Annotated in this window: 11 protein-coding genes; 7 read left to right on the forward strand and 4 right to left on the reverse strand. The window is 67.2% G+C overall.

The annotated features are described in order from the left end of the window. Positions 1 to 98: 98 nt before the first annotated feature. Positions 99 to 1,292 (forward strand): GNAT family N-acetyltransferase, encoded by a 1,194-nt coding sequence (locus tag BST40_RS01910; protein WP_075549379.1) that lies wholly within the window; start codon positions 99 to 101, stop codon positions 1,290 to 1,292. A 72-nt stretch (positions 1,293 to 1,364) separates the two neighbouring features. On the opposite strand, the gene BST40_RS01915 is transcribed toward BST40_RS01910, so the two are convergent. The 3 genes from BST40_RS01915 to BST40_RS01925 all read right to left on the reverse strand — a co-directional run bounded on the left by BST40_RS01915 (position 1,365) and on the right by BST40_RS01925 (position 4,296). Further along, positions 1,365 to 1,937, reverse strand: a complete 573-nt coding sequence (locus BST40_RS01915) for a VOC family protein (protein WP_075549368.1) — start codon at positions 1,935 to 1,937, stop codon at positions 1,365 to 1,367. Positions 1,938 to 2,012: 75 nt separating this feature from the next. Further along, positions 2,013 to 3,122, reverse strand: coding sequence for an acyl-CoA dehydrogenase family protein (locus tag BST40_RS01920; protein WP_083153232.1), 1,110 nt, complete (start codon positions 3,120 to 3,122; stop codon positions 2,013 to 2,015). Between the two features lie 7 nt (positions 3,123 to 3,129). Continuing rightward, on the reverse strand, positions 3,130 to 4,296 hold the full coding sequence (locus BST40_RS01925; RefSeq protein ID WP_075549366.1) for an acyl-CoA dehydrogenase family protein: 1,167 nt from the start codon (positions 4,294 to 4,296) through the stop codon (positions 3,130 to 3,132). A gap of 313 nt (positions 4,297 to 4,609) precedes the next feature. Here BST40_RS01925 and BST40_RS01930 point away from each other — a divergent pair, with 313 nt between their 5' ends. The 3 genes from BST40_RS01930 (at position 4,610) to holA (ending at position 8,082) form a co-directional block, all read left to right on the forward strand. Continuing rightward, positions 4,610 to 5,491, forward strand: coding sequence for a ComEA family DNA-binding protein (locus tag BST40_RS01930; RefSeq protein ID WP_083153240.1), 882 nt, complete (start codon positions 4,610 to 4,612; stop codon positions 5,489 to 5,491). A gap of 62 nt (positions 5,492 to 5,553) precedes the next feature. Next, the gene (locus BST40_RS01935; protein ID WP_083153241.1) at positions 5,554 to 7,080 is read left to right on the forward strand and encodes a ComEC/Rec2 family competence protein; all 1,527 of its coding nucleotides are present in this window, start codon (positions 5,554 to 5,556) and stop codon (positions 7,078 to 7,080) included. A 30-nt stretch (positions 7,081 to 7,110) separates the two neighbouring features. Continuing rightward, a complete protein-coding gene (gene holA, locus BST40_RS01940) occupies positions 7,111 to 8,082 on the forward strand; it encodes a DNA polymerase III subunit delta (RefSeq protein WP_089024974.1) in 972 nt (323 codons plus the stop codon). 4 nt (positions 8,083 to 8,086) lie between these two features. Here the strand turns inward: holA and rpsT are convergent, their stop codons facing one another. Then, positions 8,087 to 8,350, reverse strand: a complete 264-nt coding sequence (rpsT, locus tag BST40_RS01945) for a 30S ribosomal protein S20 (protein ID WP_075549364.1) — start codon at positions 8,348 to 8,350, stop codon at positions 8,087 to 8,089. Positions 8,351 to 8,488: 138 nt separating this feature from the next. Between rpsT and BST40_RS01950 the strand changes: the two genes are divergently transcribed. The 3 genes from BST40_RS01950 to BST40_RS01960 are packed head-to-tail and all read left to right on the forward strand — an operon-like array spanning position 8,489 to position 11,948. Further along, on the forward strand, positions 8,489 to 10,132 hold the full coding sequence (locus BST40_RS01950) for a circularly permuted type 2 ATP-grasp protein (RefSeq protein ID WP_075549363.1): 1,644 nt from the start codon (positions 8,489 to 8,491) through the stop codon (positions 10,130 to 10,132). Then, positions 10,132 to 11,109: an alpha-E domain-containing protein gene (locus BST40_RS01955; protein ID WP_083153236.1), complete on the forward strand. Its 978-nt coding sequence runs from the start codon at positions 10,132 to 10,134 to the stop codon at positions 11,107 to 11,109. The genes BST40_RS01950 and BST40_RS01955 overlap by 1 nt, the downstream gene beginning before the upstream one ends. Beyond that, positions 11,109 to 11,948: a transglutaminase family protein gene (locus BST40_RS01960; protein ID WP_075549361.1), complete on the forward strand. Its 840-nt coding sequence runs from the start codon at positions 11,109 to 11,111 to the stop codon at positions 11,946 to 11,948. The genes BST40_RS01955 and BST40_RS01960 overlap by 1 nt, the downstream gene beginning before the upstream one ends. Positions 11,949 to 12,217 lie beyond the last annotated feature (269 nt).

Consider the following 12,217-nt stretch of genomic DNA (forward strand, 5'->3'; position numbering starts at 1 on the left):
AGGGCTCCTTTGCCGGGTGCGATTGGACCATTATTGCCGCGATATTCAGATGCGCGGGGGCGCGGGTATGTGCCAGAGTCGGTTTCGTGACCGTCGCCGTGCCAAAGGATTTACCGACATCCCTGATACTCCGTAGCCCAACGGAGGACGACTGGCCGTCAATGTACTTCCTGGCGGCCGCCAGCTTTCCGGACTTCATGGGTCCTCGTCCGGCCAACACCTGGCGCAGTCTGATACCCGCTGACGGTGCAGTGGTGGTTTGCGACGGTTGCGACATCGTGGGCATGGCGCTGTACCTGGATCTGCGGTTGACGGTTCCCGGCGGCGCGGTGCTGCAGACCGCCGGCCTGAGCTTTGTCGCGGTCGCGCCGACGCATCGCCGTCGGGGCGTGTTGCGCGCGATGTGTGCCGAATTGCACTGGCGTATAGCCGATTCGGGGTACCCGATGGCGGCGTTGTATGCCAGCGAGGGTGGTATCTACGGCCGGTTCGGCTATGGGCCTGCCACCGTACTGCAGGAGTTGACCCTCGACCGGCGTTTCGCCCGGTTCCACCTCGACGCACCCGACGGCGGAAGGGTCCGGTTGGTTAACCCCGCCGAGCATCGCGACGAGTTCGCTGCGATCTACGAGCGCTGGCGCCAACAGGTGCCCGGCGGGCTGGTCCGTCCTGACGTGCTTTGGGAAGACGCGCTGGGTGAATGCACGAATTCACCACGCGGTGACGCAAGATTGTTTGGCTTCCTGCACACCGACGGCTATGCGTTGTATCGGGTGGACGCCTCGGATCAGAAGTTGGCGCGGGTCGAGGAGCTGCGTGCTGTAACCGCCGACGCGCACATCTCCTTATGGCGTGCGCTGCTCGGGCTTGACTCGATGGAGCGAGTCAGAGTTATCACCCATCCGGACGACCCGCTGGCGTTCCTGCTCACCGATACGCGTCTGGCCAGCCCGACATTTCGCCAAGATGGTCTGTGGCTGCGAATTATGGATATCCCGGCCGCGCTCGAGGCGCGCGGCTATTGTGCCGACCTCGCCACAGTGATCGGCGTATCTGATGGGGGTCGATATCGGCTGCAGATCCGGGACGGACGTGCCAGCTGTAGCCCGACGGATGCGGCGGCGGACGTCGTGTTGGGTCGCGACGTGCTGGGCAGCCTGTACCTCGGGGTGCACCGGGCGTCCACGTTGGCCGCGGCGAACCGGTTGCGCACCAAGGACTCTGGCTTGGTGAGTCGGCTCGATGCAGCGTTTGCCAGCTACGTCCCCGCTCAAACGGCGTTCGAGTTCTGAAGGACCCGCCAGAGCTGCTTACCACAGTCGCTCGCGGCCTCAGTTGCGCGGCCGGTCAGCGATCCGAAAATCCTATGGCCCCATGATGGCCAGGCCCCAACCGAGGTGGCCGTGCCATACGGTGGCGATGCGACCGCCTTGGACCGCGGGTTTCGGGTCCGAGATCGGACCACCGGCCGCTCGGATCGCGTTCACGCTGCCATCCAGGTCAGGAGAACGCAATGCCAGCCCGATCAGCGCCGGCTCCGCGCCGCTGGCCACCACCTCGATGAATGCCTCACCAACACGATAGAACGCCATTTCCGGACCGTCTGGCCCGCGCGGATGAAAACGCCGGCGCGGCGGGGTGCCCAATGTCGCTGTGAGAGCGGAGATTCCGACGTCCAAGTCTGGCACCGTATACACGACGTGGTCGACCTGGGTCACCCCACATGGGTGCACGGCACCGGTCATCGCCGGCCGGACCGTCGTCGGTATCCCGAGAATCGCTGCGTCGTCGTGGGTTTCGTCGAAACCCCAGCAACGCTCGTCGGTGAGTGTACAACACACCCGACCGATCCGGATGTCACCATCGTCGACGGTGAATCCGAGTGTGATCCATGCCTGTTCATCGCCGGGCACGCCGAGCCAGGTCAGTGTGGCCATCTCGCCGAACCTTGCCCACCCGGTGCAATCCGGCGACTCGCTACGTCGGTCCGGCCAACCGTGTCGATGCCCGAATCAAAGCCGGACAAGCTCGTAGTCGCCGAGGTGGTCGATAAGGACGTGCAGGTGGTCCTGGCCGGAACCCAGAGTGTGCTCGATCGCGGTGAGTCGGGCCGCGTAATGCCCCACCGGATATTCCGCGGTCATCCCGATGCCGCCGTGCAACTGAATCGACTCCTGCGCGATGTGCCGAGCGGACCGGCCCACCTGCAACTTCGCCCGGGACGCGATCAGCGGGTCGAGGTTGCCGTCGGCGATCGACATCGCTGCGTAGAGATCCATGCTGCGGGCCATCTCCAGCGACACGTACATATCGGCGGCCCGCTGGGTCAGCGCCTGGAACTTGTTGAGCGTGACGCCGAATTGCTTGCGGGTCTTGAGGTAATCGGTGGTCAGGCGCAGGGCTTCGGACATCGCGCCGACCGCTTCCGAGCACAACGCCGCCTGGATACGAATGATGGCGTCACGGATCGCCGATGACGCGTCTTCAGCGGCCTCACCCAGAGGTTCAGCGGGCGTCTGGTCCAGATCGACCTGGGCGCCCCGGTGGCCGTCGAACGTCGGGTACGGGTGGCGGGTGACGGCCTCACCGTCGACCAGGAACAACCCGACGCCACCGTCGGGCAGCGCGGCGCTGACCACCAGCGTGTCGGCGCAGTCGCCGGCCATCACCGGATTCTTGCGTCCGCTGAGCAGCCACAAATCTCCTTGGCGTACAGCGTGAGTAGAGATATCGGCGGATGGCGTCCGGTGGCCGGGCTCTGAGTGCGCGAACGCCAGCAGCAGCTGCCCGGCGGCGACGTCGTCGAGCAGCTGTAGCTGTGCGTCGTTGCCCAGCTCGGCGATGAGCGCTCCCGGGGCCAACGCGGCATGCACCACGGGTTCGGGCGCCAGCCGCCTCCCGACTTCGGTCATCACCACCATGATCTCGATCTGCCCGGACTCGGCAGGGTCGAATCCGAGGCTCAAGATCCCGGTGTCGGCGAGTTGACTCCAGACCTCGCGGCTCCACCCGAGATCGGTGCCGATGACCTTGTTGCGGCTCTCCGCGTCGTAACTGCGCGACAGGAGGTCGCGGGTGGTGTCGCGCAGCAGCGTCTGTTCGTCGCTCAGCTGAAAATCCATGACTGCCTCACAATCCGAGAATGGTGGACGCGATGATGTTGCGCTGCACTTCGTTGCTGCCGCCGTAGATCGACGTCTTGCGGTAGTTGAGGTAGCGGGACGCGCTGGTTCGTGCCCATGGCGGCGAAGCGATCTCGTCGCCGTGGGAGCCGTCTGCCGGTAGCGCATCGGGCCCGGCCACCTCGACCAGTAATTCGGTGGCGATCTGCTGCAGTTGGCTGCCGCGCAGCTTGAGCACCGACGACGCCGGATTCGGCTTACCGTCTGCGGAGTCCGAGACCACCCGGGCTTGGGTGAGTTCCAGTGCCAGTAGCTCGTTTTCGGCTTCGGCGAGCCGCGCCGCAAACAGCGGATCAAGCAGCAAACCCGTCTGCGCGGCATGTTTTTTCACCTCGGCCAGGCGCACCTTGGTACGGCCCACCCCGGCGATTCCGGTGCGCTCATTGCCCAACAGGAACTTCGCGTAGGTCCAGCCCTGATTCTCTTGTCCGACAAGCTGGTCGGCGGGCACCCGAACGTCGGAGAAAAACACCTCGTTGACCTCGTGGCCGCCGTCGATCGTCTTGATCGGGCGCAGGGTAATGCCGGGCGTGGCCATGTCGGCGAGCAGAAACGAGATGCCGGCCTGCCGTTTGGGCGCCTGCGGGTCGGTGCGCACCAGACAGAAAATCCAGTCCGCGTATTGGCCCAGCGTCGTCCACGTCTTCTGCCCGTTGACGACATAACTGTCGCCGTCGCGGACCGCGGTGGTGCGCAGCGAGGCGAGGTCGGAACCGGCCTCCGGCTCGGAGAAGCCCTGACACCACCAGATGTCGATGCTGGCCGTCGGCGGCAGGAACCGCTGCTTGATCTCCTGGGAGCCGAATTCGGCGATCACCGGCCCCACCATCTTGGTATTGAAGTTCAGCGGCTCCGGGACACATGCGAGTTGCATCTCGTCGGCCCAGATTTGGTGCTGGGTGGGTGTCCAGTCCTTACCGCCCCATTCGACCGGCCAATTCGGTACCGCCAGCCCGTGATCGTTGAGGATCTTCTGGCAGCCGACGATGTCATCCTTGCTCAGCGAGTCGCCGCGGCGCACCCGGTCACGAATGTCTTGGGGGATCCGCGTGGTGTAGAAGGTGCGAAGGTCGTCGCGGAAGGCGGCTTCGTCGGTCGTCAGCGCCAGCTTCATCGGTAGCCTCCTGTGTCGGGTGACCGCCGGTGCGTGCCCCTCGTGGAGCTGGAACCATCCGCATGGCCACCGGCAATCCTGCCCTGCACGTTAGGCGTCGGGTGGTGCCGAACGTCAACCGGGGTGGCGCGGCAGCGGTCGGCTCCGGTCGTCGCCACCACAGGGAGCCGGCGAGCCAAATCTGATACGTCGCGGGCGGTACGGACGGCACGGATGAAGTCATGCATTCACAGCCCTGGTTTCATCCACAGACAGGCGTCGCGACGCGGTGGACGGGATCGTGGTGACGGTCCAGGCACCTACCGTCGGCGCCATGCGAACTGAACTGCCTGCCGAGCGCTTGCATCGCCGCCTCGGGGCGGACCCGGATTGCCGGCCGGCCGCCAACCCGGCCACCGTCGAAGCCGAGGGCGCCGATGAAGGCCCGGACGACGACCCGAACTCGCTGTTGCCACGCTGGCTCCCGGCGACTAACGGAAGCCGTGGGTGGCTGGCCAAGGTGCGCGCAGACCCGGGACGTGCCGGTGCCATCGCGTTGGCGCTGGTCGCCGCCCTTGCGGTACTAGTCACCGTCTTCACGTTGCTGCGCGACCGGCCTGCTCCGGTGATGTCGGCCAAACTTCCCGCGGTGGAACGGGTTTCACGGCCGTCGGGAAGCGGCCCGAGACCGTCGGCGACCGCGGGGCAGCCCCCCGGCCCGGACCGGCCGGTGGTGGTCAGCGTCGTCGGACTGGTGCACACCCCGGGTCTGGTCACCTTGGCTCCGGGTGCGCGGATCGCCGACGCCCTGCAGGCCGCCGGCGGCGCGGTCGAGGGTGCGGACACCATCGGCCTGAACATGGCTCGCCAGCTGGTCGACGGGGAGCAGATCGTGGTCGGGCTGGCGCCGATCCCTGGTCAACCGATCACGCTGCGCAGCTCGATCGGCGCGGGCACCCCGGCGCCGGGACCGGCCACCTCCGGTGTCCCTCATCCGGGCCCCCAGCCAAGCTCCAAGCCGGCCGAGGTGCTCGACCTGAACACCGCGACCGTGGAGCAGCTGGACACGCTACCGGGCGTCGGCCCGGTCACCGCCGCCGCTATCGTCGCGTGGCGGCAGGCCAACGGCAGGTTCACCAGCGTCGACCAGCTCGCCGACGTCGACGGCATCGGCCCGGCGCGGCTGGAAAAACTGCGGTCGCTGGTCCGTGTCTGACACCGGTGCACCCCCTGACCGGGCCCGTCGGCCCCGTTCCCGGCGCCGCGGCGCGGCTGGACGTGCGCTTGGTGCCGGCCGCGCTGACCAGTTGGGTGGTGACCGCGGCGGGGATCGAGTGGCCGGTCGGCCGGCCGTGCGCGGCCTGCTGCCTGATGGTGGCTACCGGCTCGGCTGCGCTGTGGTGGCACGCCGCGCGCCGGCCGAAGTGCCCGCCCCGACTGCGCGCCGTCAGCGCCGCCCTGGTGGCGGTCGGGGTGGTGGGCGCCGGGTATGGATTCGCGATCGCGTTGCGAGCCGATGCGGTCGGGCGCCACCCGATCAGTGCGGCGTTCGGGACGTCCGTGCCGGTGACCGTCACTCCCAGCGAAACCGCCCTGTCGCTGGGGGCCGGCCGATTGATGTTCCGGGCGACCATCCAGCGGCTGCGGGACGGCGAAATATCGGGCCGGGTGGTCGTTTTCGGGCGAGCATCGGAATTCGGCGAGCTGATGGCAGGCCAGCCGGTGCGGTTCACCGCGCACATCACCCGGCCGACGCGCCGGGACCTGACGGTAGCGGTACTCACCGCGGTGGACCGGCCGCCAACGGTATGCGCGGGTCGTGCGGGCGCGGTGTACCGGGCCGCGCACACTGTGCGCGGCCGGTTTGCCGCCGTGGTTCGGGAGGTGTTGCCCGGCGATCAGGCCGCGATGCTGCCCGCGCTGGTGCTCGGTGACACCTCGGCAGTCGGCTCGGTGACCGGCCGGGAATTCCGCGCGGCGGGGATGACGCATCTGACGGCGGTGTCGGGTGCCAACGTCACCATCGTGTGTGCGGCAGTACTGTTTTCGGCGCGGCTGATCGGACCGCGCGCGGCCGTCGGGTTGACCGGGGGAGCGCTGGCGGCATTCGTCGTCGTGGTGCAGCCGACGGCCAGCGTGTTGCGGGCCGCCGTGATGGGCGCGATCGGCCTGGCTGGGATGCTGTCTTCGCGGCGGCGACAGGCGATTCCGGCGCTGTCGGCCACCGTGCTGGTGCTGATGGCCACGGCACCCCAGCTGGCCGTCGATATGGGCTTCGCGCTGTCGGTGGTTGCGACGGCCGCGCTGGTCGTCATCGCTCCGCAATGGTCGCGCCGCTTGGTCGCGCGGGGATTGCCCAAACCGCTGGCGGATGCGCTGGCGGTCGCCGCCGCCGCGCAGGTGGTGACGGCTCCGCTGGTCGCCGCGATCTCGGGCCGATTCAGCCTGGTCGCGGTGTTCGCCAACCTCGCGGCGGCAGCGGTGATCGCCCCGATCACGGTGCTGGGCAGCGGGGCAGCCGTGCTGGCCGTCCTGTGGCCGGCCGGGGCGCAGCTGTTGATCCGCTTCACCGGGCCGGAGATCTGGTGGGTGTTGCGGGTGGCGCATTGGGCGGCCGGCGCGCCGATGGCAACGGTGCCGGTCCCCGACGGCCTGGCCGGTGCGCTGCTCGTCGGCGGCGTCACCGTGCTGGCGGTTGCACTGTGGCGATTCCGGTGGTTTCGTGTCGCGACGAGTTGGGCGCTGGTGGCCGCCCTGGGATGCCTTGTGGCCTGGTCGCTGGCGGGTCTGGTCGGCCCCACGTGACACCATCGTGGGGTGAGCGAGATTTCGCCGTTGCATTTGGTCCTGGGCGACGAAGAACTGTTGGTTGAGCGGGCGGTTGCGGAGATACTGCGGTCGGCGCGGCAACGCGCCGGCACCGCAGCCGGTGCCGGCCCGGGCGCCGATGACGTGCCGATCAACCGCCTGCGGGCCGGCGACGTCAGCACCTACGAGCTCGCCGAGTTGCTGAGCCCCTCGCTGTTCGCCGACGAGCGGATCGTCGTGCTGGAGGCCGCCGCAGAGGCGGGCAAGGATGCCGTCGCGATGATCGCGTCGACTGCTGCCGACCTGCCATCGGGCACCGTGCTGGTGGTGGTGCACTCCGGCGGCGGACGAGCCAAAGCCCTGGCCGGCCAACTGCAGTCGCTGGGCGCGCAGGTGCATCCGTGCGCACGGATCACCAAGCTGACCGAACGCCTCGACTTTGTCCGCGGTGAATTTCGTTGTCTGCGCGTCAAAGTCGACGACGAGACCGTGGCAGCCTTGCTCGACGCGGTCGGTTCGGATCTGCGTGAACTCGCCGCGGCCTGCTCGCAGCTGGTCGCCGACACCGGTGGTCACGTCGACGTGGCGGCGGTTCGCCGCTATCACAGCGGCAAGGCCGAAGTGAAGGGCTTCGACATCGCCGACAAGGCCGTCACCGGCGATGTGGCCGGAGCCGCCGAAGCGCTGCGCTGGGCCATGATGCGCGGCGAGCCGCTGGTGGTGCTGGCCGACGCGCTGGCCGAAGCGGTGCACACGATCGGCCGGGTGGGGCCGTTGTCCGGCGACCCGTATCGGCTGGCATCGCAACTGGGCATGCCGCCCTGGCGGGTACAGAAGGCGCAAAAGCAGGCGCGGCGCTGGTCACGCGACAAGGTGGCGACGGCGATGAGGCTGGTCGCCGAGCTGAATGCCAACGTCAAAGGGGCCGTGGCCGACGCCGACTATGCGCTGGAATCCGCGGTGCGGAAGGTGGCCGAGTTGGTCGCCGACCGCAGCTGAGGACTCAGCCGAGCTTGTTGAGGGTCCGCGCCAGGGCCGACTTCTTGTTGGCCGCCTGGTTCTTGTGGATCACGCCCTTGCTGGCCGCCTTGTCCAACTTGCGGTTGGTCGACACCAGCAGCTCCGCGGCCTTGTCTTTGTCGCCGGCGTGCGCGGCCTCGCGAAACGCCCGGACAGCGGTACGCAGCGACGACTTCACCGACTTGTTGCGCAGTCGGGCGCGTTCGTTGGTCCGGTTGCGCTTTTGCTGCGACTTGATATTGGCCACGCGTTGATTCCTTATGTCGATTCGGGGATTGCTCGGGCGCCCCTGTCGCCCGACAACGACTGCTCAGGTTAGCAGTCGGTTACGTTTTCGCCCAAAAGACCAGTCCCTGGCCTGCTGAAACGCCCGAAGTGAGGCAGCATGACACGGGTGAGTCTTTCTGACCCGATCGAAGCGACCAGGCGGCGATCATCCGCCCGTTCGGAGCGCATCTTCGACGGCTATCACAAGTCGGACGGTTCGGGCGCTTATGCCTTGGCCTTCGACGAGATGTTCGACGCGCAGGGCAACGTTCGTGGCCCCTATAAGGGCATCTATGCCGAGCTGGCGCCCACCGACGCATCGGAGCTCAAAGCGCGAGCCGATGCGCTGGGCCGGGCGTTCATCGACCAGGGCATCACCTTTTCGCTGTCGGGCCAGGAGCGACCGTTTCCGCTGGACCTGGTGCCCCGGGTGATCTCGGCTACCGAGTGGACCCGGCTGGAACGCGGCATCATCCAGCGCGTCCAGGCCCTCGAGCGCTACCTCGACGACATCTATGGTGACCAGGAAATCCTGCGCGACGGCGTGATCCCACGCCGGCTGGTGACCTCGTGCGAGCACTTCCATCGCGAGGCGGTGGGGATCGTTCCGCCCAACGGGGTGCGCATCCATGTGGCCGGCATCGACCTGATCCGCGACGATCGCGGCGACTTCCGGGTGTTGGAGGACAACCTGCGCTCGCCGTCGGGCGTGTCCTACGTGATGGAGAACCGGCGCACCATGGCGCGGGTCTTTCCCAACCTGTTCGCCACCCACCGGGTCCGCGCGGTCGACGACTATCCGGCGCACCTGCTGCGGGCACTGCGCAACTCGGCGGCCACCAACGAGGCCGATCCCACGGTGGTGGTCCTGACCCCCGGGGTCTACAACCCGGCCTACTTCGAGCATTCACTGCTGGCCCGCCAGATGGGTGTGGAGCTGGTCGAAGGCCGCGACCTGTTCTGCCGTGACAACCAGGTGTACATGCGCACCACCGAGGGCGAGCGCCAGGTCGACGTCATCTACCGGCGCATCGACGACGCATACCTGGACCCGCTGCAGTTCCGCGCCGACTCGGTGCTCGGGGTGGCGGGCCTGGTCAACGCCGCCCGCGCCGGCAATGTCGTCATCTCCAGCTCGATCGGCAACGGTGTCGGCGACGACAAGCTCGTCTACACTTACGTGCCCACCATGATCGAGTACTACCTGCGCGAAAAGCCGCTGCTGGCCAACGTGGAGACCTATCGGTGCTGGCTAGAGGACGAACGCGAAGAGGTACTCGACCGAATCGACGAGCTGGTCCTCAAACCGGTCGAGGGCTCCGGCGGCTACGGCATCGTCTTCGGCCCGCAAGCCTCCGAGAAGGAGCTGGCCGCCGTCGGCAAGAAGATTCGCGACAATCCCCGTAGCTGGATCGCCCAGCCGATGATGGAGCTGTCGACGGTGCCGACCCGGATCGAGGGCTCGTTGGCGCCGCGCTACGTCGACCTGCGGCCGTTCGCGGTCAACGACGGCAACGACGTCTGGGTGCTGCCGGGCGGACTGACCCGGGTAGCTCTGGTAGAGGGCTCCCGCGTGGTCAACTCCAGCCAGGGCGGCGGATCCAAGGACACCTGGGTGCTGGCGCCGCGTGCTTCGGCGGCCGATCGTGAACTGGGCCGCGCGCAAGTGGTGCGGTCGCTGCCGCGGGCGGTGCCCGAGCAACCGCCGACCGACCCACCCCGCAACGAACAATCCCAGCAACAGCAGAAAGCGACCGACTGATGCTCGCGCGCAACGCAGAAGCGCTCTATTGGATCGGCCGCTATGTCGAGCGCGCCGACGACACGGCGCGCATCCTGGATGTCGCGGTGCACCAACTGCTCGAGGACTCCAGCGTCGACCCCGACCACGCCTCCCGGCTGCTGCTGCGGGTGCTCGGCATCGAACCCCCCGACCACGAGCTCGACCTGTGGTCGCTGACGGACTTGGTAGCTTTCAGCACCACCGCCCAGGGGGGCTCGTCGATCGTCGGGGCGATCTCGGCGGCGCGGGAAAACGCCAAGTCGGCGCGCGAAGTCACCTCCATCGAAATCTGGGAGTGCCTCAACACCACCTACAACGCGCTGCCGGAACGCGAGCGAGCCGCCAAACGTCTTGGGCCACATGAATTCCTGTCGTTCATCGAAGGCCGTGCGGCGATGTTCGCCGGGCTCGCCGACTCGACGCTCTCCCGCGACGACGGCTACCGATTCATGTTGCTGGGCCGCGCCATCGAGCGGGTCGACATGACCGTGCGCCTGCTGTTGTCGCGGGTGGGCGACAGCGCCTCGTCCCCGGCGTGGGTCACCTTGCTGCGCTCGGCCGGCGCGCACGACACCTATCTGCGGACCTACCGCGGGGTGCTGGACGCCGGACGGGTGGTCGAGTTCATGATGCTCGACCGGTTGTTCCCGCGTTCGGTGTACTACTCGCTGCGGCTGGCCGAACACAACCTCGAGGAGTTGCTGCACAATCCGCAGAGCCGAATCGGGGCCACCACCGAAGCGCAGCGGCTACTCGGGCAGGCACGCAGTGAACTTGAGTTCGTGCAGCCCGGTGTCCTCCTCGAATCCCTCGACAACCGGTTGGCGGCCCTGCAACGAACCTGCCGGGACGTCGGAGAAGCGTTGGCCCTGCAGTACTTTCACGTATCGCCGTGGGTGGCCTGGACCGACGCGGGGCAGCGTGGCCAACTGCTCGGCAGGCAAGGGGAATCCTGATGTGGCGGATGCGGGTGGTACACACCACCGGGTATGCATACCAGTCGCCGGTCACGGCGTCCTACAACGAGGCCCGGCTGACACCACGCTCCAACACCCGCCAAAACGTCATCCTCAACCGTGTCGAAACCGTCCCGGCCACCCGGTCCTACCGCTACATCGACTATTGGGGCACCGCGGTGACGGCCTTCGACCTGCATGCGCCGCACACGCAGCTGACGGTCACCTCGTCCTCGGTTGTCGAGACCGAGCGCCCCGAGCCGCCGACGGCCAAGACCAGCTGGGAGGAGCTGCGCTCGGTGGCCGTGATCGACCGGTTCGACGAGGTGCTGCGCCCCACCTGGTACACCCCCGCTGGCAAACGCGTCGCGGCCGTCGGGCGGCGGATCACCAAGTATCACGACCCCGCCGAAGCTGTCGTTGCCGCATCCCGTTGGGCCCGAAGCGAATTGGACTATATTCCGGGTACCACCGGTGTCTACTCATCGGGACTCGACGCGCTGGAGCAGGGCCGCGGCGTCTGCCAAGACTTTGTCCACCTGACGCTAATGGTGTTGCGCAGCATGGGAATTCCCGGACGCTACGTATCCGGATATCTGCATCCCGAGCGCGACGCCGTGGCCGGAAAAACCGTCGCCGGACGTAGCCATGCCTGGATACAGGCTTGGACGGGCGCGTGGTGGAACTACGACCCCACCAACGACACCGAGATCACCGAGCAGTACATCAGCGTGGGTGTCGGCCGGGACTACAGCGACGTGTCTCCGCTGAAGGGTATCTACTCCGGACTGGGTGCGACCGACCTCGACGTGGAGGTGGAGATCACCCGGTTGGCTTAACCCGAAGTTACGACGGGTTCTGACTGGGGATTAGTGTTCTGAGCTGGCGATATGGGCTGCTGTCTCGTCCTGATGTGTAGTCACGAATATGTGTGTGTCATTCGTGTCTGATCGGCGCAATCAGTCTATGATGCTTTGTATGCCGCGCAACCAGGGCAAAGCTCACGTAGTCAGAGTTAAAAAGACGCATGTGGATAAGCAGGGCAAACAGCGCGTCTATCAGTCGGTGCTGTTGCGCCGCACCTTCCGCGACGGGCCCAAGGTGCGCA

The organism is Mycobacterium persicum, assembly GCF_002086675.1.
Lineage (GTDB): Bacteria > Actinomycetota > Actinomycetes > Mycobacteriales > Mycobacteriaceae > Mycobacterium > Mycobacterium persicum.